The 22,225-nt window shown below is 67.8% G+C and carries 21 protein-coding genes; 8 read left to right on the forward strand and 13 right to left on the reverse strand.

Annotated features, from left to right (window positions below; genetic code table 11):
- Positions 1-24: 24 nt before the first annotated feature.
- The 7 genes from pstA to G481_RS0114380 form a co-directional block, all read right to left on the reverse strand.
- Positions 25-1,356, reverse strand: coding sequence for a phosphate ABC transporter permease PstA (pstA, locus tag G481_RS0114350; protein ID WP_028030655.1), 1,332 nt, complete (start codon positions 1,354-1,356; stop codon positions 25-27).
- Positions 1,353-2,813 (reverse strand): phosphate ABC transporter permease subunit PstC, encoded by a 1,461-nt coding sequence (gene pstC, locus G481_RS0114355; RefSeq protein ID WP_028030656.1) that lies wholly within the window; start codon positions 2,811-2,813, stop codon positions 1,353-1,355. The genes pstA and pstC overlap by 4 nt, the downstream gene beginning before the upstream one ends.
- A 55-nt stretch (positions 2,814-2,868) precedes the next feature.
- Positions 2,869-3,909, reverse strand: coding sequence for a substrate-binding domain-containing protein (locus G481_RS0114360; RefSeq protein WP_028030657.1), 1,041 nt, complete (start codon positions 3,907-3,909; stop codon positions 2,869-2,871).
- 336 nt (positions 3,910-4,245) lie between these two features.
- The gene (locus G481_RS0114365; protein WP_035026164.1) at positions 4,246-4,566 is read right to left on the reverse strand and encodes an ArsC/Spx/MgsR family protein; all 321 of its coding nucleotides are present in this window, start codon (positions 4,564-4,566) and stop codon (positions 4,246-4,248) included.
- On the reverse strand, positions 4,557-5,618 hold the full coding sequence (locus tag G481_RS0114370) for a quinone-dependent dihydroorotate dehydrogenase (protein WP_028030659.1): 1,062 nt from the start codon (positions 5,616-5,618) through the stop codon (positions 4,557-4,559). The genes G481_RS0114365 and G481_RS0114370 overlap by 10 nt, the downstream gene beginning before the upstream one ends.
- Entirely contained in the window at positions 5,615-5,953 is a 339-nt protein-coding gene (locus G481_RS0114375; RefSeq protein ID WP_028030660.1) for a DUF952 domain-containing protein, read from the reverse strand. The genes G481_RS0114370 and G481_RS0114375 overlap by 4 nt, the downstream gene beginning before the upstream one ends.
- Positions 5,954-5,985: 32 nt before the next feature.
- Positions 5,986-6,600 carry a LysE/ArgO family amino acid transporter gene (locus G481_RS0114380; protein ID WP_035026166.1) on the reverse strand — a complete coding sequence of 205 codons (615 nt, stop codon included), beginning with the start codon at positions 6,598-6,600 and terminating at the stop codon, positions 5,986-5,988.
- An 86-nt stretch (positions 6,601-6,686) separates the two neighbouring features.
- Here G481_RS0114380 and G481_RS0114385 point away from each other — a divergent pair, with 86 nt between their 5' ends.
- Positions 6,687-7,565, forward strand: coding sequence for a LysR family transcriptional regulator ArgP (locus G481_RS0114385; RefSeq protein ID WP_028030662.1), 879 nt, complete (start codon positions 6,687-6,689; stop codon positions 7,563-7,565).
- A 75-nt stretch (positions 7,566-7,640) separates the two neighbouring features.
- Here G481_RS0114385 and G481_RS0114390 read toward each other — a convergent pair whose 3' ends face one another.
- From G481_RS0114390 to G481_RS0114400, 3 genes are all read right to left on the reverse strand, one after another.
- Positions 7,641-8,036 carry a c-type cytochrome gene (locus tag G481_RS0114390; protein ID WP_028030663.1) on the reverse strand — a complete coding sequence of 132 codons (396 nt, stop codon included), beginning with the start codon at positions 8,034-8,036 and terminating at the stop codon, positions 7,641-7,643.
- A gap of 82 nt (positions 8,037-8,118) precedes the next feature.
- Positions 8,119-9,246, reverse strand: a complete 1,128-nt coding sequence (locus G481_RS0114395; protein WP_028030664.1) for an acyl-CoA dehydrogenase family protein — start codon at positions 9,244-9,246, stop codon at positions 8,119-8,121.
- Positions 9,246-10,436, reverse strand: coding sequence for an acetyl-CoA C-acyltransferase (locus G481_RS0114400; protein WP_028030665.1), 1,191 nt, complete (start codon positions 10,434-10,436; stop codon positions 9,246-9,248). The genes G481_RS0114395 and G481_RS0114400 overlap by 1 nt, the downstream gene beginning before the upstream one ends.
- Positions 10,437-10,619: 183 nt before the next feature.
- Here G481_RS0114400 and G481_RS23905 point away from each other — a divergent pair, with 183 nt between their 5' ends.
- The 3 genes from G481_RS23905 (at position 10,620) to G481_RS0114415 (ending at position 12,763) form a co-directional block, all read left to right on the forward strand.
- The gene (locus tag G481_RS23905) at positions 10,620-11,630 is read left to right on the forward strand and encodes an AraC family transcriptional regulator (protein ID WP_035026170.1); all 1,011 of its coding nucleotides are present in this window, start codon (positions 10,620-10,622) and stop codon (positions 11,628-11,630) included.
- Positions 11,631-11,749: 119 nt separating this feature from the next.
- The gene (locus G481_RS0114410) at positions 11,750-12,202 is read left to right on the forward strand and encodes an RrF2 family transcriptional regulator (protein ID WP_028030666.1); all 453 of its coding nucleotides are present in this window, start codon (positions 11,750-11,752) and stop codon (positions 12,200-12,202) included.
- Positions 12,203-12,208: 6 nt separating this feature from the next.
- Positions 12,209-12,763, forward strand: coding sequence for a nucleotidyltransferase family protein (locus tag G481_RS0114415; protein WP_028030667.1), 555 nt, complete (start codon positions 12,209-12,211; stop codon positions 12,761-12,763).
- Here G481_RS0114415 and G481_RS23910 read toward each other — a convergent pair.
- Positions 12,732-15,266, reverse strand: coding sequence for an ATP-binding protein (locus tag G481_RS23910; protein WP_051294546.1), 2,535 nt, complete (start codon positions 15,264-15,266; stop codon positions 12,732-12,734). The two genes, G481_RS0114415 and G481_RS23910, sit on opposite strands and share 32 nt — an antisense overlap.
- A complete protein-coding gene (locus G481_RS0114425; RefSeq protein WP_051294547.1) occupies positions 15,266-15,802 on the reverse strand; it encodes a putative pterin-binding protein in 537 nt (178 codons plus the stop codon). Before G481_RS0114425 ends, G481_RS23910 begins: the two co-directional genes overlap by 1 nt.
- 221 nt (positions 15,803-16,023) lie before the next feature.
- Between G481_RS0114425 and G481_RS23915 the strand changes: the two genes are divergently transcribed.
- The gene (locus tag G481_RS23915; RefSeq protein ID WP_051294548.1) at positions 16,024-18,336 is read left to right on the forward strand and encodes a DEAD/DEAH box helicase; all 2,313 of its coding nucleotides are present in this window, start codon (positions 16,024-16,026) and stop codon (positions 18,334-18,336) included.
- 105 nt (positions 18,337-18,441) lie between these two features.
- Here G481_RS23915 and G481_RS0114435 read toward each other — a convergent pair whose 3' ends face one another.
- On the reverse strand, positions 18,442-19,245 hold the full coding sequence (locus tag G481_RS0114435) for an undecaprenyl-diphosphate phosphatase (protein ID WP_028030669.1): 804 nt from the start codon (positions 19,243-19,245) through the stop codon (positions 18,442-18,444).
- 238 nt (positions 19,246-19,483) lie between these two features.
- Between G481_RS0114435 and G481_RS0114440 the strand changes: the two genes are divergently transcribed.
- From G481_RS0114440 to G481_RS23920, 3 genes are read left to right on the forward strand one after another with little or no spacing between them, the layout of a single operon-like run.
- A complete protein-coding gene (locus G481_RS0114440) occupies positions 19,484-20,920 on the forward strand; it encodes an NAD(P)-dependent oxidoreductase (protein WP_028030670.1) in 1,437 nt (478 codons plus the stop codon).
- A 35-nt stretch (positions 20,921-20,955) separates the two neighbouring features.
- The gene (locus G481_RS0114445; RefSeq protein WP_035026172.1) at positions 20,956-21,690 is read left to right on the forward strand and encodes a hypothetical protein; all 735 of its coding nucleotides are present in this window, start codon (positions 20,956-20,958) and stop codon (positions 21,688-21,690) included.
- Positions 21,687-22,142, forward strand: coding sequence for a GFA family protein (locus tag G481_RS23920; protein ID WP_035026175.1), 456 nt, complete (start codon positions 21,687-21,689; stop codon positions 22,140-22,142). The genes G481_RS0114445 and G481_RS23920 overlap by 4 nt, the downstream gene beginning before the upstream one ends.
- The last annotated feature ends 83 nt before the right edge of the window (positions 22,143-22,225 follow it).

A 22,225-nucleotide genomic window follows, 5' to 3' on the forward strand; every position in this document is an offset into this window, starting at 1 on the left:
GTCGTTCATTCGTCCTGCCCCTCCTTACCAGCGGCGTTCAAAGCGGCGGCGCAGGACGATGGCGACCGCGTTCATGGCGACAAGGAAGACCAGCAGCACGATGATGGCACCAGAGGCGCGTTCCATGAAGGCCGGATCGGCGCGGGTCGTCCAGTTGTAGACCTGCACGGGCAGGGCGGATGCGGGGTCAAAGAACCCTTCGGGCGGCGCGGCGGGGAAGTCGCGCACAAAGGCCACCATGCCGATCAGCAGAAGCGGCGCGGTTTCGCCAAGCGCCTGCGCAAGGCCGATGATGGTGCCGGTCAGGATGCCGGGCATGGCCAGCGGCAGGACATGGTGAAAGATCGCCTGCATCTTGGATGCCCCCACCCCCAACGCCGCATCGCGGATCGAGGGCGGCACCGCCTTGAGCGCGGCGCGGGTCGAGATGATGATGGTCGGCAGCGTCATCAGCGTCAGCACCAGCCCGCCCACGATGGGCGCCGATTGCGGCAGCCCGGCAAAGTTGATGAAGATCGCCAGACCCAGGATGCCGAACACGATGGACGGCACGGCCGCGAGGTTCGAGATGTTCACCTCGATCAGGTCGGTCAGCTTGTTCTTGGGCGCGAATTCCTCAAGGTAGATCGAGGCCGCAACGCCCAGCGGCAGCGCCAGCACCAGCACGATCATCATCATGTAGGCCGACCCCAGGATCGCGACGCCAAGGCCCGCGACCTCGGGGCGCAGCTCTGATGCGTCGGGCGCGGTCAGGAAGCCGGGGTTGAAGGCCAGACGCAGCAGGCCCGCATCGCGCATCCGTTCGGCCAGAAGCAGCTGGGCGGGGCTGACATTGCTGTCCAGCGCGGCGCTTTCCATCGTGACGCGGCCCTTGAAATAGCCGTCGATCCGGCCGTTGGCAAAGGCGTCGAAGGTGATGGTCTGCCCGATCAGCGAAGGATCGGCCAGCACCATGCGGCGCAGATCGGCAGCGGCTTCCTTGGACAGCATCGCGCTGATGTCCTTGGCGGACATGCCGGCGGTGTCGATGCCCTTGGCGGTCAGCTCGGCAATCACTTCCTGATCCAGCAGGCGGCCGTAGCCGATGGTCGTCACCTTGGCAAGCGCCTCGGGGTCGGTGCCCTTGGGGGCGACGATGGCGGGGTCCAGCGTGATCTCCAGCCGGATCACCGACTGGCGGAACGCGCCGGTGCCATTGCCCAGCACCGAGCTCAGCAGAAAGACCAGCGCCAGCACCGAGAGGATGACGGCGCCCAGCCCATAGGCGCGGAACCGGGTTTCGGCAGCGCGGCGGCGGCGGGTGCGCGCATCGGCCTGAAACAGCGATCCGTGGACAGAAGCGGTCGCGTCGGTCATTCGTATTGCTCCCGGTATTTGCGCACGATGTAGAGCGCGAGCACATTCAGCCCCAGCGTGAAGACGAACAGCGTCAGGCCCAGGGCAAAGGCGACCAGCGTTTCGGGGCTGGCGAATTCGGTATCGCCGGTCAGCTGGCTGACGATCTTGACGGTGATCGTTGTCATCGCCTCGAAGGGGTTGAGGTTCAGCCGGGCGGCAGCCCCCGCGCCCATCACCACGATCATCGTCTCGCCAATGGCGCGGCTGGCGGCCAGCAGCACGGCCCCGACGACGCCGGGCAGGGCGGCAGGCAGGATCACCTGGCGGATGGTTTCCGACTGGTTGGCGCCAAGCCCGTAGGAACCATCGCGCATCGCCTGCGGCACCGCGTTGATGATGTCATCCGACAGCGAAGAGACGAAGGGGATCAGCATGATGCCCATCACCAGCCCGGCGGTCAGCACGGACGAGGACGACTCGCCAAACCCCATCGGCTGGGCGATCCAGTCGCGCAGCATCGGGCCAACGGTGATCAGCGCGAACAGCCCGTAGACGATGGTGGGAATGCCGGCCAGGATTTCGATGGCGGGCTTGGCAAAGGCGCGCAGCTTCTTGCCGGCATATTCCGACAGGTAGATCGCGGCCAGCAGCCCGATCGGCACCGAAACCAGCAGCGCGATGAACGAGATGTAAAGCGTGCCCCAGAGCAGCGGCCAGATGCCCAGCTCGGACCCGCCACGGAACTGCGGGTTCCAGGTCAGCGACAGGAAGAACTCGCGCGCGGGGTAGATCTGGAAGAAGTGGATCGTCTCGAACAGCAGCGACAGCACGATGCCCGCCGTGGTCAGGATCGCGACCATGGACGAGCCGATCAGCAGCGCCAGGATGAACTGTTCCACCACATTGCGCGCGCGCGCCTCGGGGCGGATGCGCAGGAAGGCGATGGCGGCGCCGATGGCCGAGGCTGCCAGCACGGCAACCGTCATCAGCATGTGCGAGAGGGTTTGCGCGGCGGCAAGGGCCTTGGCGGCCTCGAAGACATTGGGCTTGACGGTATCGCCGACGGCGATGCCCGCGCTGGCCAGACGGCCGCGAATATCGGTCAGATCGGCGCGCATACGGGCCAGATCGTCATCGGACAGATTGCCCTGCGCCTTCAGGGCCGCAAGCCCGCCCGCGATGCGGCGCACATCGGCCATGACCAGATCGTGGCTGGAGCCTTCGGGAATGTCGGCCTGGGTGATATGGGCCGCGGCGCGCCCCTCGATCGCCATGGGTTGCACCAGGAGCCAGCCCCCCAGCAGCAGCAGCGCGGGCACGGTGGCGAACAGCAGGACCGACTGGCCGTAATACGACGGCAGCGAGTGCAGGCGACGCCCTTCGGCGGCGGCACGGGACAGCGCGCGCTGGCGGCCCAGCACAAAGCCTGCGATGCCGATGCACAGGACGATCAGGATCAGGATGCCGACGGACATCGGGTCACTCCGGTCAGGGAAAGGGCGGCGCTGGTGGCGCCGCCCGGGTCTTTTCTCAGTTCAGCGGGCCCATCGGGGTTTCGGCGGCCACCGCTTCCTGGGTCTTGGCCAGTTCCGGGTCCGACACGAGGCCATAGGCGGCCAGCGGGCCGTTCGGGCCGGCCATGTCGTCCGACACGAAGAACTCGATGTATTCCTTGAGGCCGGGGATCACGCCCAGGTGCGCCTTCTTGACGTAGAAGTAGAGCGGGCGCGACACCGGGTAAGAGCCGTTCGCAACGCTGTCGACCGAGGGGGTCACGCCGCTCATGGTGGCGACGACCAGCTTGTCCATGTTGTTCTGGTAGAACGACAGGCCGAAGACGCCGATGGCGGTCTTGTTGGCGTCGATGCGGGCCAGGGTTTCGGTGTAATCGCCGTCGATGTCGACCGAGACACCATCGGTGCGCAGCGTCATGCAGCCCTTCTTGCCGGCCGCCTTGTCCCCGCCCGCGGCGGCGATGAAGGCCTCTTCGGCGCCGGTGGCCTTGCAGCCGGCGTGGACGACCTTTTCGTCGAACACTTCACGGGTGCCGTGCTTGGTGCCGGGGATGAAGGCCAAGATCGGCTGGTTCGGCAGATCGGCGCGCACGTCCGACCAGGTCTTGTTCGGGTTGTCGATCAGCTTGCCATCCTTGACGACCTTGGCGGCCAGGGCGGCATACCAGTCGGCGGGGGTGAAGGCGAAGGTCGGGCCCTTGATGTCGCTGGCGAAGACGATGCCGTCATAGCCGAAGCGGACTTCCATGATCTCGGTCACGCCGTTCGATTTGCACAGGTCGATGTCCGACTGGCTGATGCGCGACGAGGAATTGGCGATGTCGATGGTGTTCTCGCCCACGCCTTCGCACAGTTTCTTGCGGCCAGCGCCCGAGCCGCCCGATTCGACGACCGGGGTCGGGAAGTCGAAGTTCTCGCCGAAGGCTTCGGCAACGATGGTGGCATAGGGCAGAACGGTCGAAGACCCGGCCGACTGGATATTGTCGCGCGCCATGGCAGCGGTGGCCGAGACGGCGGCGATGGCAAGGGCCGAGGCCGAGAGTTTCACGAAGGACATGGATTGCTCCTTGGTTGTCGGGCCGGGATTCGGCCGCTGGGGCCGGAATACCGCCGCTGCGTGACGCTTGTGCTGCGGTTGTGTAACGGGCGTATGACAACGAGGGGCCAGGGCAGGATCTGGGGGGGGCGGGGGGCACTCCCGCACCGCGGCGGACGGGCCGTTCCGGCCCGCCCCCCGCGCCTTGGGCCGGGCGCCGCAGGCGGCGGGTCTGGTCTGGCCGCGCGCAGGGCGCGCGGCAGCGGGGGCGCCGCCCCCGGCGCATCGGCAGGGCCGATGCGCGCCCCGGGGTATTTGGAAAAAGGCAAAGACTGGCGGGCGTGCCAGGGCGGCGCGTCAGAGCGCGGCCAGGACCGCCTCGGGCGGGCGGCCGATGCGGGCGCCTTTGGGGCCGATCAGGATGGGCCGTTCGATCAGGCGCGGGTGGCTGGCAAGGTGGTCGAGGATCTGCGCATCGGTCAGATCGCGTGGCAGGTCGGGCGCATCCTTCCAGCGGATCATCTGCCGGGCCGGCAGGTCGAGCGCCGCCAGGTCATCGCGGCTGGGCGGGTCGTCGAGATAGCGGCGGATCGCCGGGGCAAGGCCATGCGACTCGAGTAGCGCCAGCGCCTTGCGCGAGGTCGAGCAGCGCGGGTTGTGCCACAAGATCAGAGCCATGCGCCGCGCCCGGTGCCCGTGAGGTCCGCGACCGAGGCGAGCCCCTGCGCCGCAAGGGCGGCGTCGATGCCTCGCACGATCTTTGGCACCAGCGAGAAGCCGCCATAGACCAGCGCCGAATAGATTTGCACCGCACTGGCACCGGCGCGCAGTTTTTCCAGCGCCTGTTCGGCGGTGGAAATGCCGCCCACCCCGATCAGCGGCAGCCGCCCGCCGGTGGCCTGCGACAGCAGCGCCAGCACGCGGGTGGACTTTTCGAACAATGGCGCGCCGGATAGCCCGCCTGCCTCGGCCCGGCTGGCACTTTTCAGACCATCGCGCCCAAGGGTGGTATTGGTGGCGATGATCCCCGACAGGCCCGAGGTCAGCGCAACCTCGGCAATCGCGGCAATCTCGTCATGGTTGAGATCGGGCGCAATCTTGAGGAACACCGGGATCGGCCGGGGCAGGGTGGCGCGCGCCTCCATCACCCGGGCGAGGAGGGCGGCCAAGGCGGCCGGCCCTTGCAGATCGCGCAGCTTTTCCGTGTTGGGCGACGAGACATTGACGGTCGCAAAATCGACATGCGGGCCGCAGGTCGCGAGCACCCGGGCGAAATCGCCGGCGCGGTCCGCGCTGTCCTTGTTGGCGCCAAGGTTCAGGCCGACCGGCACAGGGCCGGGGCGGCGCGCCGCCAGGCGGGCGGCAATCGCATCGGCCCCTTCGTTGTTGAAGCCGAAGCGGTTGATGACGGCGCGGTCCTCGGTCAGCCGGAAGAGGCGGGGCTTCGGGTTGCCGGGTTGCGGGCGCGGGGTGGCGGCGCCAACCTCGACAAAGCCGAAGCCTGCCGCGCCCAGTGCGCCAAGCGCGACCGCGTTCTTGTCATAGCCCGCCGCAAGACCCACGGGGTTCGGCAGCGCAAGCCCCGCCAGCGTGGTTGCAAGGCGCGGCGAGGTGATCACCCCCGGCAGCGGCATCAGCCCAAGGCGCAGCGCCGTCAGCGACAGCCCATGGCCGGTTTCCGGGTCGATGCGGTGCAAAAGGCCAAGGCCCAGACGTTCGATCAGGTTCACCACACACCTTCCGGGAAGATATGCCCCGAGGCGCCAAGGGGCAGGGATTTGTCCCACAGCACCTCGTCCAGCCGCAGATCGCGGTACAGATGCGGGAACAGCGCCCCCCCGCGCGACGGCTCCCACTTCAGCGCGGCGCCCAGACGGTCAGGATCGACCGCGACCAGCACCAGATCGCTTTCGGTGGCGAAATGCTTCGCCGCCGTTTCGGCCACCTGTGCGGCGGTCGAGAAATGGATGAACCCGTCGGCCAGATCGACCGGCGCGCCAGCGGTGATACCCGCGGCCTTGAACGCATCCCATTCGGGGCGGCGAAGGATCTTGTAAATCGGCATGGGGCTCTCCATGCCCCGGATCGCGCCTGCGGTCAATCCGGCAGGCCGCGCAGGATCAGCGAGGCGGCGATGGTCCACATGGTCAGGCCCACGACAATCTCCAGCACCACCCAGGCGCGCGGGCGGGCAAAGACCGGTGCCAGCAGCCGTGCGCCGAACCCGAGCGCCGAGAAGAATGTCAACGAAGCCGCGGCGGCGGCAAGGCCAAAGGCCGCCTGCCAGGGCGCATATTGCGCCGAGATCGCGCCCAGCAGGACCACCGTATCCAGATAGACATGCGGGTTGGCCCAGGTGAACATCAGGCACATCGCCAGAACGCGGCCCAGCGGGGCGGACTGGCCTGGCGCGGGCATCAGCGCCTCGCCCCCCGTCAGCGCGGCCTTGAAGCGCAGCGCGCCATAGACCACCAGGAACCCCGCGCCGCCCCACAGCATCAGGGGCCCCAGCCAGGGCGCGGCCGCGCTCAGCGATCCAAACCCGGCCACCCCCGCCGAGATCAGCAGGGCATCGGACAATGCGCAGACCAGCACCACCGGCAGCACATGTTCGCGCCGCAGGCCCTGGCGCAGCACAAAGGCATTCTGCGCCCCGATCGCCGCGATCAACCCGATCGAGGTGCCGAACCCGGCCAAAAGCGCCTGCAACATGATGTGTCTCCTGTCTTGCCGCTTGACCTAGCCGGGCACGCGAGATTAGCCAAGTTAAACAATCTCTCCCTGATGAAGTTTGGCTAATGCTCGATCCTGCCCAGCTCGCTGCCCTTGCGGCCATCCACCGTCGCGGCAGCCTTGAAGGGGCAGCGGCGGTGCTGGGGGTGACCCCTTCGGCGATCTCGCAGCGCCTGAAGGCGCTCGAGGACCGGGTCGGCTGCCTGCTGATCCGCAGGGGCAGCCCCTGCACGGCCACGGCGCCCGGCCTGCGGCTGATCCGCCACCATGACGAGGTTGCGGCGCTTGAAGCTGCGGTCGCGCAGGATCTGCGGATCGGCGGGGCTGGGCCGGTGACGCTGCGCCTTGCGGTCAATGCCGACAGCCTTGCGACCTGGGTGATCCCGGCGCTGGCCGCAGTCGATGGCCTGCTGTTCGATCTGGTGATCGACGATCAGGCCCACAGCCAGGACTGGCTGCGCCGGGGCGAGGTCGCGGCGGCCGTGACCTCGCATTCCGGCCCGCTTCAGGGCTGCGAGACGGTGCCGCTGGGCCGGCTGCGCTATCATGCGACCGCAAGTCCCGGCTTCATGACGCGCTGGATGCCGGATGGCGCGGACCGCGCGGCGATGGCGCGGGCGCCGGGCCTGACCTTTTCCGACAAGGACACCTTGCAAGGCGACTGGCTGCGTCAGACCTTTGGCCGTCAGATCGCCTTTCCCACCCATCGCATCGCCTCCAGCCACGGCTTTGTCGATGCCGCGCTGGCAGGGCTTGGCTGGGGCATGAACCCGGCGCCGCTGGTCGCAAATCACATGGGCGTGGGGCGGCTGGTCGAACTGGTGCCCGGCACCGCGCTGGATGTGCCGCTTTACTGGCAGTTCACCCGCCAGTCCGCGCCCGTCCTTGCCCCCGTCACCCGCGCAATGAAGACCGAGGCGGCGCGTCACCTGCTTTCGCCTTGATCCAAATATCCTCGGGGGTGAATTGGCCGGCACGGCCAAGAGGGGGCAGAAGGCCCCCTGCACGCTTGCCGCCCCTCAGGGACGCTGCACGCCTTCCAGGTGGGCAACCAGATCGGCGATTTCCCGGCTGGTCAGCACCGGCGTTCCGTCCGGTGCCGCGATCGTGGTGTCCTGGCGTTCATACAATTGCCCGAACAGCGGCATCGGCGATCCGTGCGACACCAGGGCATCGCGCCCGTCGATCCGCATCACCACCCGGATGGTCGGAAACACCCCGTCATTGCGCGCCGACAGCCGGGTCAGATCGGTGGGTTGCAGCGTCAGCACGGCCGCCATGGGGCCAGCGCCGGTCGCATCCGCGCCATGACAGGCCGCGCAATGGCCGGCAAAGATCGCGGCCCCCCGCGCGGCATCCTGCGCATTTGCGGGCAGGGCCAGGCTCAGCGCAATGACGGCAGGCAGAACACGCATGGCAACCTCTGGGGGCTTGGGGCAAAAAGACGGCCCCAGCCTGCCGCAGCAGGGCCGGGGCCACCTTGATCTGTATCACGGATCAGAGCGAGCGGGCGATGACCAATCGCTGAACCTCGGACGTGCCTTCATAAATCTGGCACACCCGCACATCGCGATAGATCCGCTCCACCGGATAATCCGCCAGATAGCCATAGCCGCCATGGATCTGGATGGCGGCCGTGCAGACTTCCTCGGCCATCTCCGAGGCTACCAGTTTGGCCATGGACGCTTCGGTCAGGCAGGGGCGCCCGGCCTCGCGCAGGGCTGCGGCGTGCAGCATCAACTGACGCGCCATGGCCACCTTGGTCGCCATGTCGGCCAGTTTGAAGGCGATGGCCTGATTGGCGATGATCGGCTGGCCAAAGGCCATGCGCTCCTTGGCATAGGCGGTGGCATGGTCCAGCGCGGACCGCGCCATGCCGATGGCCTGGGCCGCAATGCCGATCCGCCCGCCTTCAAGGTTCGCCAGCGCGATGCGATAGCCCTCGCCTTCGGCGCCAAGGCGGTTTTCCACCGGCACGCGCATCCCGTTGAAGGCCAGCGCGCAGGTGTCCGAGGCATGCTGGCCCAGCTTGCGTTCGACCGAGACCACCTCATAGCCGGGGGTATCGGTCGGCACGATGAAGGCCGAGATCCCCTTCTTTCCAGCCGCAGGATCGGTCACGGCAAAGACGATGGTGACGCCCGCGCTCTTGCCGCTGGTGATGAACTGCTTGGTGCCGTCGATGACGTAATGGTCCCCGTCGAGCCGCGCCCGCGTCTTCAGCGCCGAGGCATCGGACCCGGCTTGCGGTTCGGTCAGCGCAAAGGCGCCGATCCATTCGCCGCTGGCCATCTTCGGCAGAAAGCGGCGCTTCTGGTCCTCGGTGCCAAAGCGCAGGATCGGCGCGCAGCCGACAGAGCTGTGCACCGACAGGATGGTCGACATCGCGCCTTCGCCCGCCGCGATTTCCTCCAGCGCCAGCGCATAGGCGACGGTGCCAAGGTCGGACCCGCCGTATTCCTCGGGCACCAGCATGCCCATGAAGCCAAGTTCGCCCATTTCGGCCACTTCGGCGCGGGGGAAGCTGTGGTCGCGGTCGCGCTGCGCGGCGCCGGGGGCCAGACGTTCCTGCGCAAAGGCGCGGGCAGCGTCGCGGATCTGTTCCTGGGTTTCGGTCAGCAGCATCAGATCACCCGTTCGATCGCAACTGCGGTGGCCTCGCCCCCGCCAATGCACAGCGAGGCAACGCCGCGCCGCAGCCCATGCGTTTCCAGCGCCGCCAGCAGCGTCACCATCACCCGCGCGCCCGAGGCGCCAATCGGGTGGCCAAGCGCACAGGCGCCGCCATGGATGTTCACCTTGTCATGCGGCAGATCCAGCTCGCGCATCGCGGCCATGGCGACGACGGCAAAGGCCTCGTTGATCTCGAACAGATCAACGTCCTTCAACCCCCAGCCCGTCTTGTCCGACAGCTTGCGCATGGCGCCGATGGGGGCGGTGGGGAACAGGTTCGGCTTGTCGGCATGGGTCGAATGGCCCACCAGAATGGCGCGCGGGGTCAGGCCGCGGCGCTCGGCCTCGGAGGCGCGCATCAGCACGAGGGCCGCCGCCCCGTCCGATATGGACGAGGAATTCGCCGCCGTCACCGTGCCGCCCTCGCGGAAGGCGGGTTTCAACGTGGGGATCTTGTCCAGACGCGCCTTGCCGGGCTGCTCGTCGATCCGGACCACGGTTTCCGACTTGCCGGCGCGCACGGTCACCGGCGCGACCTCGGCCGCGAACAGCCCCTCGGTGATCGCCTTTTGTGCGCGGGTCAGCGAGGAAATCGCATAGCTATCCTGCTGCTCACGGGTGAACTGCATGGCCTGGGCGCAATCCTCGGCAAAGGTGCCCATCAGGCGGCCCTTGTCATAGGCGTCTTCCAGACCGTCCAGGAACATGTGGTCCAGCACCTGCGCATGGCCAATCCGCGCGCCGCCGCGCATCTTGGGCAGCAGGTAGGGGGCATTGGTCATGCTTTCCATGCCGCCTGCGACCATGACGTCCTGCGAGCCTGCCAGCAGCATGTCATGGGCGAACATCGCCGCCCGCATCCCCGATCCGCACATCTTGTTGATGGTGGTGGCACCGGCGCCCAGCGGCAGCCCGGCCTTGAGCGCGGCCTGACGGGCCGGGGCCTGGCCTTGACCGGCGGGCAGAACGCAGCCCATCACCACCTCGTCCACGGCCTCGGGGGCAAGACCCGCCCCGGCCAGTGCGGCCCCAATGGCGACCGCGCCCAGATCGGCCGCCATCACGCTGGCGAAATCGCCCTGAAAGCCGCCCATCGGCGTGCGCGCTGCCCCGACGATCACGATGGGATCATGTTTGCTCATACCCGCTCCTCCAGTCTTGCCGGCGATGGCCGTGCCTGTCCGGTTCTACACGAAACGCCACGGCCCGGTCCGACATGTCTTGCGGGCCATGCCCGCCGCGCGCCGGGTCTAGGGCAGCGGTGTCTTGCAAACAATGACAGATCATGTCTTGTCTGCTGATCGGTTTTGCAATGCAGGGGCGCCATGGATCGCCGCATCATCGCGCCCGGATTTGTTGCCGATGCGCTGGACCGGCTGAGCGGGCAGGGGATCGACCCGGCGCCCTTGCTGGCCGCGGCCGGTCTGCCGCCGGCGGTCGATCAGCCGGTCAGCAACCTGCACTTCGGGCGGCTGTGGTGGCTGATCGCGCAAGCGATGGAAGACGAGTTCATGGGCCTTGCCGCCCGCCCCATGCGCCCTGGCGGCTTTGCCATGCTGTGCCATGCGGTCTTGCACGCCGGCACGCTGGAGCGCGCCTTGCGCCGGGCGCTGCGGTTCCTGACGCTGGTGCTGGACGATCCGCGCGGCGATCTGCGTGTGCAAGGCGGCGAGGCCGAGATCGTGCTGACCGACGCGGCGGGCCCCCGCCTGGCCTTTGCCTACCGCACCTACTGGCTGGTGCTGATGGGGGTGGCCTGCTGGCTGGTCGGGCGGCGCATCCCCTTGCGGGGGCTGGATTTCCGCTGCCCCGCGCCCCAGGACCGGCAGGACTATCGCCAGTTCTTCGGCGCGCCCGTGCGCTTTGACCAGCCGGCAACGCGGCTGGTGTTCGATGCGGGGTTCCTGTCCCTGCCGGTCATCCGCAGCGAGGCGGCCTTGCGCAGTTTCCTGCGCGAGGCGCCGGCGAACATTCTGGTGCGCTATCGCCAGGATCATGGCGTTGCCGCCCGGGTGCGGGCGCGGTTGGGGGCCAGCCTGCCGGCCGACTGGCCCGGCTTTGACGCCATGGCCGCCGAATTGCGCCTGTCGCCTGCCACGCTGCGGCGCCAGTTGCGGATGGACGGGCAAAGCTATGCGGCGATCAAGGACGAACTACGGCTGGTGCGCGCGCAGCGCCTGCTGGCCGAGGGGCAGCGCAGCGTTGCGCAAGTGGCCGCCGATCTGGGCTATAGCGAGCCAAGCGCCTTTCACCGCGCCTTTGTGAAATGGACGGGCCATAGCCCCGGCGCCTGGCGGGCGGCCAAGGCCAGCCCGGATGCGGCCGACGCGTCCTGAGTGACCAGGCGCTGCTTCGGGAAAGTAACCGGAACTCATTGCCTTGCAGGGGGTCAAAGGGTCAGCGGCGCCGGACGGGGCGCATTGATTCCGCCTGCCGGTCGGCCTAGTGTCTGTCCATGATCACGCAGAAGATGAAATACGCGCTCAAGGCGCTGCTGGTCCTGGCCGACGAGGCCGCCAAGGACAGCCCCGAGCCGCTAACGATCGAACAGATCGCCCGCCGCTCGGGCACGCCCAAGCGGTTTTTGGAACATATTCTGCTCGAGGTGCGCAATGCCGGGGTCATTGCCTCGACCCGTGGCCGGTCGGGCGGGTATACGCTGATCAAGAAGCCGCGCGAAGTGTCGATTTCGGAACTTCTGCGCCTGATCGACGGGCCGATCGCGCCCTTGCCCTGCCTGTCGCGCCGCGCCTATCAACGCTGCGAGGATTGCGTGGATGAGGCCACCTGCCGCATCCGCAAGGTCTTTGCCGAGGTGTTCTGGTCCTATCTGGTGATCATCGAATCGCTCACGCTGGAAGACATGCTGCGCTCGGCCGAGGTCAGCGATCAGGTGCTGGGTGCCTGAGCGGGCATGACAGAGGCAGGGATCGTCGCCCTGCTGCGCGCCGATCCCTTGCGCTGGCAAGCGCTGGGGCATGTCGCGGCGCTGGCTCTGCCACAAGGCTGCATCGGGGCGGGGTTCATCCGCAATCTGGTCTGGGACCATCTGCATGGCCGCGTCTCGGATTGTCGGGACGAGGATGTCGATGTGCTCTGGCATGGACCGCAGGACATGGACCCGGCCACCGATCAGCGGCTGGAGGCGCGGCTGACGGCACTGAACCCTGACCTTCGCTGGTCGGTGCGCAATCAGGCGCGGATGCATCTGAGGAATGGCGATGCCCCGTATGACGGCGTCGAAGCCGCGATGCGCCACTGGCCCGAGACGGCGACCGCCATCGCGGCCTGTCGCGACGGCGGGACATGCCGCCTGATCGCCCCCTTCGGGCTGGCCGATCTGGGGCAGATGATCTTGCGCCCGACCTTGCCGGCCAGGCGTGCAGCATTCGAGACGCGGATAGGCACGCGCGGCTGGCTGGGGCGCTGGCCCCGCGTCAGGCTGGCGGCGGGGCCGGGGGGGGCGTGATCGTCCCTTGGGCGGTCTCGGCCAGTGCCCTGAAGGCTGCGCGGGTTTCGGGCCAGATCGCCTGCGCCCGCGCAAGCCGTTCGCGCGCCCGATCGCCCTGACCTTGCCGCGCGGCAGTATCCAGCGCCACCAGATGCCCGCGCAGGCCAGATGCCCCGAAGACCGCCGCGCTGCCTGCCAGAAGATGGGCCCGCGCCGACATCGCGGCCAGATCGTTCTTGCGGCTGGCATCGGCCAGTTCGGCCAGGCCCTCGCCCGTCTCGGTCAGATACCTGTGCAGCAGATCGCCAAAGGTCTCGGGCCCCAATCGTTCGATCAGCGCGTTTGCGCGCGCCTGATCTATGCTGTCAGGGCTGGCCTTGGGCGCGGGCGGTCTGGCCGTGCCTGCCAGAATGTCCCGCAGCGCCCCGCGCGACAGCGGCTTGACCAGCGTGCCGTTCATGCCTGCCTCGGTGAAGCGGGCCAGATCTTCGGGCAGGGCATGGGCGGTCAAGGCGATGATCGGGGCGTGCCGGCTTGCGCCCGTGCCCGAGCGGATCGCGCGGGTCGCGGCGACGCCATCCAGTTCCGGCATCCCGATATCCATAAGGATCAGGTCATAGCACTGCTTGCCGGCGCGGGCCACGCCTTCGGTGCCGCTGGTCGCCTCGTCGACCCGGTGGCCGTCATCCTCCAGCAGCTGGCGCACCACGAAGCGGTTGATCGGGTTGTCCTCGACCACAAGGATCCGCATGCGGGGCAGCGGCACGGCGGGCGCCGCCGTCGGGGCAGCGGGCGGCAGGGGCAGGCTGTCGGCGCTGGTCGGCGGCAAGGGCAAGGTCAGGCGGAACCGGCTGCCATGCCCTTCCTGGCTTTCGACGTCGATCGTGCCGCCCATCGCGCGCACCATCCGCCGCGCGATCGGCAGGCCCAGCCCCGTGCCTTCGGCCCGGCGCCCATACGAGCTGTCGAGCGTGACGAAATCGTCGAAGATCCGGCCAAGATCGCCCTCGGCAATGCCGATCCCGGTATCCGCGACCGTGACGGCGACGGTGCCATCGCCCAGCCGCCGGGCCGACAGGGTGATCTCGCCGTCACGGGTGAACTTGACGGCATTGCCGATCAGGTTCAGCAGCACCTGCCGCAGCTTCAGCGCATCGCCCAGCACAAGGCCGGGGGCGCCGGGCGCGACGGCCAGCCGGTTGCCCTGCCGGGCCGCGGCCGGGCGCTGGCTGTCGGCCACACTGTCCAGCAGCGCGGCCAGGTCAAAGGGCTCATGCGCCACCGGCATCTTGCCCGCATCAAGCCGCGCGATGTCCAGCACATCGTTCACATGCTGCAGCAACAGATCGCCCGAGTTGCGCACGACCCGCAGGTAATCGCGCTGCCGGGCGGTCAGGCGGGTTTCCTGCAGCAGATCCAGCGTGCCAAGAATGCCGTTCAGCGGCGTGCGGATCTCGTGGCTCATCAGGGCCAGCATTTCGGCGTTGGATTTCTCGCCGGCCAGGGCGCGGTCGCGGGCCTCGACCAGCGCCTGTTCGGCCGACAGCCGGTCCGAGATGTCATGCAGGAAGCACACCCGGATCGGGCCGTCCTCGCTGCCCGTCTCGCCCACCGAGATTTCGGCCGGAAACCGGCTGCCATCGCCGCGCCGGCCCTCGATCCGCGTCAGCCGCGCGCCTGCGGGCGGCAAGCGATCGGCATCATCGGCCAGGGCATCGCGGCGACAGATCAGCGTGTCGACCCTGCGGCCCTCGATCTGATGGCGGGCAATGCCGAACAGCTCCTCGGCGGCGGCGTTCGATTCCAGCACCTGACCGCGGGCGTCCACGACCAGGATCGCATCTTGCGAGGTGGCGATGATCGCGCGCAAGCGCCCGTGGGTCAGCGCCTGTTCGGCCGCGCGCATCCGGGTCTGGCGCACCAGCCGGGCCAGCACCACGACCATCGCCGCCAGCACCATCACCAGAACCAGCGTGACGACCGCCACGCGCACCAGCGTGGCCCCTGCCTCGCGCCGCCGCAGGTCGGACGATACGGCCATCGCGCGCTGTCCGCTGAGCGTGAGATTGCGCAAGACCGGCCGCAACGCATCGGCATCGGATGCCATCCGCCCCAGCGCCCCGACCAGCGCAGCATCCGGCCCGTCGATCAGCGGCGTGACCTGGTTCAGGAAATGCCAGACCGAGGCCATGGCAACCTCGAAATCCTCGCGTCCGCGCAGGGGATCATAAAGCCGGCTGGTCTCCATCAGCCGGATGCGGCCGTAGAACACGTCGAAGCGGCGGCGGAGCCGCGCCGGATCGCCAGCGCCGGCCTGAAGGGTGCGCAGTTCCAGCTGAAAGGCGAGGAATTCGACATCCAGCTGCGCCATGCTCCATTGCGCGCTGTCGGAATTCGCGGTGGCAAGGGCGTCGATCTCGTCGCGCACATCGCGGACCATGGCTGCGATCCCGGCCGCAAAGCCGGCCATGACCACAAGTGCGGCCAGCACCCCGGCCAGCCGCAGCAGGTTGGCGCGCATCACTGGCCCTGTTCCGGGGCCGGGCGCACCTCGATCCGGTCAAGGCCCCAGATCGCCCGCGAATAGATCACCTCGGACTGGAATTCCGGGGCGGCATCAAAGGGATAGATCACCCACAAGGGGCCCTGGCCGCGCGGCGGGATCGGGGCGCCGTTCATTTCCCAGGCGACCAGCGCGCGCCCGGGCACGGCATCCTCGAGCGGGATCTCGGCGCTGTAATCGTTCACCGCCTGGGCAAACAGCATCCCCTCGGTGACGCCCAGCCTGTCCGTCAGCATGTAAAGCGGCACGCCGCGAAAGCTTGCCCGCCCGGCGGTCCAGGGGGTCGATGTCTCGACCAGGCTGGAACCAAGCCCTTGCAGCATCGCCATGTCGAACACCGCCGCATCTGGCGCGTTGTGCACCCCGATGGACCCGGTCACGGTCAGCACCGGCGCGCCCGTGGGCACCGGCAGCGGATCGGGCGTTTCGGCACTGGCGGCGGATCGCGCCAGAACAAGTCCGGCCAGCAGGGCAACAGGGGCTATCCGCAGCATCACACACTCCAATATCATTGGTCCATTTAGAGGCGACGGGGCGTTCCGGGCAACCTCATCCAAAGCAGGATTGCAGATCGCGACTATACAGCAGCCCGCTCAGGGTGTATGGCCCCCGCTGGGTGCAAGCGTCTTCACCCCCGGCGGGAGGCCGGGCGGAACAGGCGAGCGCGCCATGACCGGGCCAACAGGCTGGCCCCTTTTTCCGCGAAAGACGCGATATGACCGAGACGACCCTGGCGGCCCCTTTGGCCGCTGCCCTTGCTGACAAGGGTTATGAAACGCTTACCCCCGTGCAACAGGCCGTGCTGGCCGAAGACCTGGCGGGCCGCGACCTGCTGGTCTCGGCGCAGACCGGATCGGGCAAGACCGTGGCCTTTGGCCTGGCCATTGCGCCGGAACTGCTGTCGGGCGATCTGGCGGTGGCTGCGGCCCCCCGCGCCCTGGTGGTGGCCCCGACGCGCGAGCTGGCGCTTCAGGTGCGGCGCGAATTCGAATGGCTGTATGGCCCGGCCGGTGCCCAGATCGCCTCGTGCGTCGGTGGCATGGACTGGCGCACGGAACGCCGCGCGCTGGATCGTGGCGCCGCGATCGTTGTCGGCACCCCGGGCCGTCTGCGCGACCATATCGAAAAGGGCTCGCTTGACCTGACCGATATCCGCGCCGTCGTGCTGGACGAGGCCGACGAGATGCTGGATCTGGGCTTTCAGGAGGATCTGGAATTCATCCTGTCCGCCGCGCCGGAAACCCGCCGAACGCTGATGTTCTCGGCCACCGTGCCGAAGGAAATCGAGGCGCTGGCCCGCGGTTATCAGCGCGATGCTGCCCGCGTGCAGGTCAAGGGCGAAGCCCGCCAGCACGTCGACATTTCCTACAAGGCCATGTCGGTCCTTGCCCGCGACAAGGAAAACGCCGTCATCAACCTGCTGCTGCTGCAACAGGCGCGGGTGGCGATCGTGTTTGCCAAGACGCGGGCCTCGGTCACTCATCTGCATGCCCGCATGTCGAACCGCGGCTTCAAGGTGGTCGCGCTGTCGGGTGAGCTTTCGCAGGGCGAGCGCACCCATGCGCTGCAGGCGCTGCGCGATGGCCGGGCGCAGGTCTGCATCGCAACCGACGTGGCCGCGCGCGGCATCGACCTGCCGGGCCTTGATCTGGTGGTGCATTTCGATCTGCCCTCGAACCCCGAAACGCTGCTGCACCGCTCGGGCCGCACCGGCCGGGCCGGGGCCAAGGGCACGGCCGTGCTGATCGTGCCGCCTGCCGATTTCCGCAAGGCCCAGCGTCTGCTGCAAGGCGCCAAGCTGGAAGCCGAATGGGTCAAGCCGCCAACCGCCGACGAGGTGCAGGCCGCCGATGATGGCCGGATGCTGGCCTCTGATCAGCTGCACGATGCCGTGACCGAGGACGAGGCCCCGCTGGTCGAGGCGATTCTTGGCTCGGCCAGCCCCGAAGCTGCCGCCGCCGCCTTCCTGCGCATGTGGCGTGCCGGACGGTCGGCCCCCGAGATCGTGGGCGATCTGCCGCCGCCCGAACCGCGCGAGGCACGTCCGCCGCGCGACAAGGCCGAATTCGGCCCCTCGGTCTGGTTCTCGCTGTCGGTCGGCCACGAAGGCCGGGCCGAGGCGCGCTGGCTTTTGCCCAAGATCTGCGACGGGGCAGGGATCACCCGCACCGATATTGGCGCGATCCGCGTCCAGCAGCGCGAGACCTATGTGCAGATCGCCGAAGGCGCGGCGCCCAAGCTTGGTGCCTCGCTGGAACTGGAACCCGGCCTCTTGGCAACCCGCCTTGACGAGGCCCCCGATCTTGATCGCCGTGCGCCCGCGCCTTCGCGCGGCAAGCCGTCCTACAAGCCGTCGGATCGCCCGCAAGGCCCGTCGCGCAAGCCCTTTGGCCCGCGCGAGGACGGCGATCGCAAGCCCTATACCCCGCGCGAGGATGGCGAGCGTCGCCCCTATACCCCGCGCCCGCTGATGTCGGACCATCCGCAGGACCGCACCTCGGCCCGCGACGAGGCGCCGCGCAAGCCCTATGTCAAGCGCGAGGACGGTGATCGCAAACCCTGGCCCAAACGCGAGGACAGCGACCGCAAGCCCTATCCCAAGCGTGAGGACGGCGACCGCAAGCCTTACGTCAAACGCGAGGACGGCGACCGCAAGCCCTATGCCAAACGCGAGGACGGCGACCGCAAGCCCTATGCCAAGCGCGAGGACGGCGACCGCAAGCCCTATGCCAAGCGCGAGGATGGCGACCGCAAGCCCTATGCAAAACGCGAAGATGGCTTTCGCAAGCCCTATGTGAAGCGCGAGGACAGCCGTGGCTCGTCTTTTGCAAAGCGCGACGATGGTCCGCGCAAGACCTTTGCAAAACGCGATGATGCGGCACCGACGGGGGCCGAGGCCCGCCCGTCCCGCACCAGCGCCCCGCGGCCGGATTTCTCGGACCCCAGCAAATCGCTTCGCAAACCGCGCAGCCCCGCACCGCGGACTGGCAAGCCGGCCCCCAAAGGCAGCTACAAGCCCAAGCGCTGACCAAAAAGGGGCGCGGCTGCCACCCGGCGCCGCGCCCCTTCCATTTCGCCTTGATCCAAATATCCCCCCCGGAGGGCCCGCCTGCCACAGGCCGTCAGGCCCGGATCACAGCGCCACCGCCAGCAGAACGATCCCCAGCAGCACGCGGTAGACGACATAGGGGGTAAAGCTGACCCGGTCCAGGAACCGCATCATCAGCACCAGCGCGACCCAGGCCGAGACCATGGCCAACAGCGCCGCCAGCCCGACTTCGGTCCATTGCGCGCCGCTCATGCCTTCCTTGACCACCTTGATGCCCAGATAGCCGCCCGTCGACAGGGTGACCGGGATCGACATCAGCATCGAGATCCGCGCCGCCGCGTGCCGCTCGAACCGGGCCAGCCGCGCGGCCGTCATGGTGATCCCGGACCGCGACACACCGGGGATCAGCGCCACCGCCTGCCACAGCCCCAGCCGCAGCACATCGCCGCGGTTCAGGTCCGCCATCGGCCGCGCCTCGGGGCTGGACCGATGTACCCACCACAGCCACAGGCCAAAGACGATCATGGTCACACCAATCACCACGGGGCTGCGCAGCAGGTCGATCAGCCCGCTTGCCGCCAGGGCAAAGCCGATGACCAGCGCCGGGATCGTCATCCAGATCAGGTTCAGTGCCAGCTGCGCCTCGGGCGCGCGGCGCTGCCCGCCCAGCAATTGCACCAGCCCGCGCAGCACCTGCGCGACCTCGGCCCGCAGATAGATCACCACCGCGATGACCGAACCGATATGCACCGCTACATCCAGCGCCAGCGCGTCGGCGTTCTGGCCCGTCCATTCATGCAGCAAGATCAGATGCGCCGATGACGAGATCGGCAGGAATTCGGTGATGCCCTGCACGATCGCCAGCAGGCAGAGGGTCAATAGCGGCATGGTCGGTATCTTTCGCGCAAAGGGGGATGAACAGGGTTGATTCGCTGTCGGCACCCTAATCCTATCGAGTCCAGAGGGAAGATCCGTGATAGGTCATTTTTGCTGACATAATATTCAGCCCGCATGGTGAAATCCTGCGAGCCGACAGGAAAAATCTTCATATTAGGTCAGCTATTCTGACTTTTCATCTGAATCGCCTTGGTTTATTTCGGGGGCACGCAAGGTAGGGGGCCCAGCCATGGCTACGGAAAAGATGCTTCGTTTCGTCTCGCTGGGCAAGGAAATGCCCGAGAAGCGCCCGGCCGATCTGCGCGCGCATGATTTCCACGAAATCTACCGCGAGTTCGCCGAGGTGAAGGCCGCCGATCAGGCCAGCCGGTGCAGCCAGTGCGGCGTGCCCTATTGCCAGGCGCATTGCCCCTTGCACAACAACATCCCCGACTGGCTGCGCATGACCGCGACGGGCCGGTTGCAGGAAGCCTACGAGATCAGCCAGGCCACCAACACCTTCCCGGAAATCTGCGGCCGCATCTGCCCGCAGGACCGTCTGTGCGAAGGCAATTGCGTGATCGAGCAATCGGGCCACGGCACCGTGACCATCGGAGCGGTCGAGAAATACATCACCGATACCGCCTGGGAAAACGGCTGGGTCAAGCCGATCCGCCCGGTTGCCGAGCGCACGGAATCGGTGGGCATCATCGGGGCCGGCCCTGGCGGTCTGGCGGCGGCCGATGTGCTGCGCCGTGCCGGCGTTCAGGTGACCGTCTATGACCGCTATGACCGCGCCGGCGGGCTGCTGACCTATGGCATTCCCGGCTTCAAGCTGGAAAAGCCCGTGGTCATGCGCCGCATCGCCCAGCTGGAAGAGGCGGGCGTGACCTTCGTGATGAACTGCAAGGTCGGCGAGGATATCAGCTTTGACGCGATCCGCGGCCAGCACGATGCCGTGCTGATCGCGACCGGCGTCTACAAGGTGCGCGAAATCGAGGCCCCCGGCTCGGGCGCCAAGGGCATCGTCAAGGCGCTGGACTATCTGACCGCCTCGAACCGCAAGAGCTTTGGCGACGAGGTGCCCGAGTTCGACAATGGCGATCTGGATGCCAAGGGCAAGCGCGTCGTGGTGATCGGCGGCGGCGATACGGCCATGGACTGCGTGCGCACGGCGATCCGTCAGGGCGCGGTCAGCGTCAAGTGCCTGTACCGCCGCGACCGTGCCAACATGCCGGGCAGCCAGCGCGAGACCCAGAACGCCGAGGAAGAAGGCGTCGAATTCGTCTGGCTGTCGGCGCCCAAGGGCTTTACCGGCGGCACCGAGGTCGATGGCGTGATGGTGCAGAAGATGCGCCTGGGCGCCCCCGATGCCACCGGCCGCCAGTCGCCCGAGGTGATCGAAGGCGCCGATTACATCGAGCCGGCCGATCTGGTCGTGCAGGCGCTTGGGTTCGAGCCCGAAGATCTTCCCAAACTGTGGGGTGTCGAGGAACTGGGCGTGACCCGCTGGGGCACGATCAAGGCCGATTTCCAGACCCATGCCACCAACCTGCCAGGCGTCTATGCGGTGGGCGACATCGTGCGCGGTGCCTCGCTGGTCGTGTGGGCCATCCGCGACGGGCGCGAGGCGGGGGCATCCATCCTTGACTGGCTGGCCCAGTCGGCCGCTGTCGCGGCACAGTAGCATCGCCCCGTCCGGGGCAATCGGGGAACAGTCAGGTGAAACAGCTGGTGGCAGGGCAAGGGTGGATCGGTGCAGCAGCTGGCATTGCGCTGGCATTTGCCGCACAGCTTGCCGAGGCGCAGCAGATCTTCACCCCGCCGCCGGGCTGTCAGGGCTTTGTCACCGTGCAGGCGCGCGGGTGCAAGGTGTCGAACCACTACACCTGTTCTGCCGATCCGGCGGGCGATCAGTGGCGGGTCGATTTTGGCGCCCGTGGCCCCTATTTCGTCAGCCGCATCGACGCCGAGGCACAGTGGGTCTATTCGCTGGATCTGGCGACCGGGGCGGAACAGCGCCTTGCGCCGGGGGCGGCCGATCCGGCCTCGTTCAGCGGGCTGCTGAGATCGGGCACCGACACCTATGATTTCGCGCAAGTCTCGGACGACGGCGCGCGCAACCGGGTGCGCGGCTTTGATACGCTGACCGGCCGCAAGGTGGTGATTGACGGGGTCGAGCTGGAGGAAACCAGCTTCGAATTCCGCGAAACCACGGCCGAGGGCGATTTCCTGAACACCGCGCGGGGCAAGGAATACATCAGCCGCAAGTGGCGTCTGTTCTTTTCCGGCCCGTCGGAATGGGATGGCGGCGAAGGCTTCGCGTCCTATGACCAAAGCCCGGTGCGGTTCGACTTTCCGGGCGACAAGGGCTTCATGTCTGTGACGCCGGAATATGAATGCAACGACCAGATCGCTGGCCTGCCGGTCCACCGCGTCAAGGGGGGCACGCCATGACCCTGGAGCGGACGGGCGGCTGTCTGTGCGGCGCGGTGCGGTTCACCGCGCGGCTGAAGGATACGAATTTCGGCGCCTGCCATTGCGAGATGTGCCGCCGCTGGACCGGATCGGCGCTCTTGGGCGTCACGGTGCCCGAAGGTGATGTGACCTGGCACGGCACGGATCATATCGCCACGCGCCAGACCTCGGACTGGGCGATGCGGGCGTGGTGCCGGGACTGCGGCGCGGGCCTTTATTTCAAGGTCACGCAGGACAGCCCGTGGAAGGGCAATGTGGAACTGCCCATCGGCATCCTGGATGATGCCAGCGGGCTGACCATGACCAACGAGATCTACATCGACCACAAGCCGGACAGCTATGCCTATGCCGGCGAAGGCCGAACCCTGATGACGCGCCAGCAATGCATCGACAAGTTCGCCGTGCTGGCCAGCGATGGGGGGCAGCCATGACCTGCCGCCCGAACCATGACCGTTTGCCGGCGCACGGCGCCGGCTCGACGCGCCCAACCCATGACCGGGGCCAGCAAGACCCC

Source organism: Gemmobacter nectariphilus DSM 15620 (genome assembly GCF_000429765.1).
Taxonomy (GTDB): domain Bacteria; phylum Pseudomonadota; class Alphaproteobacteria; order Rhodobacterales; family Rhodobacteraceae; genus Wagnerdoeblera; species Wagnerdoeblera nectariphila.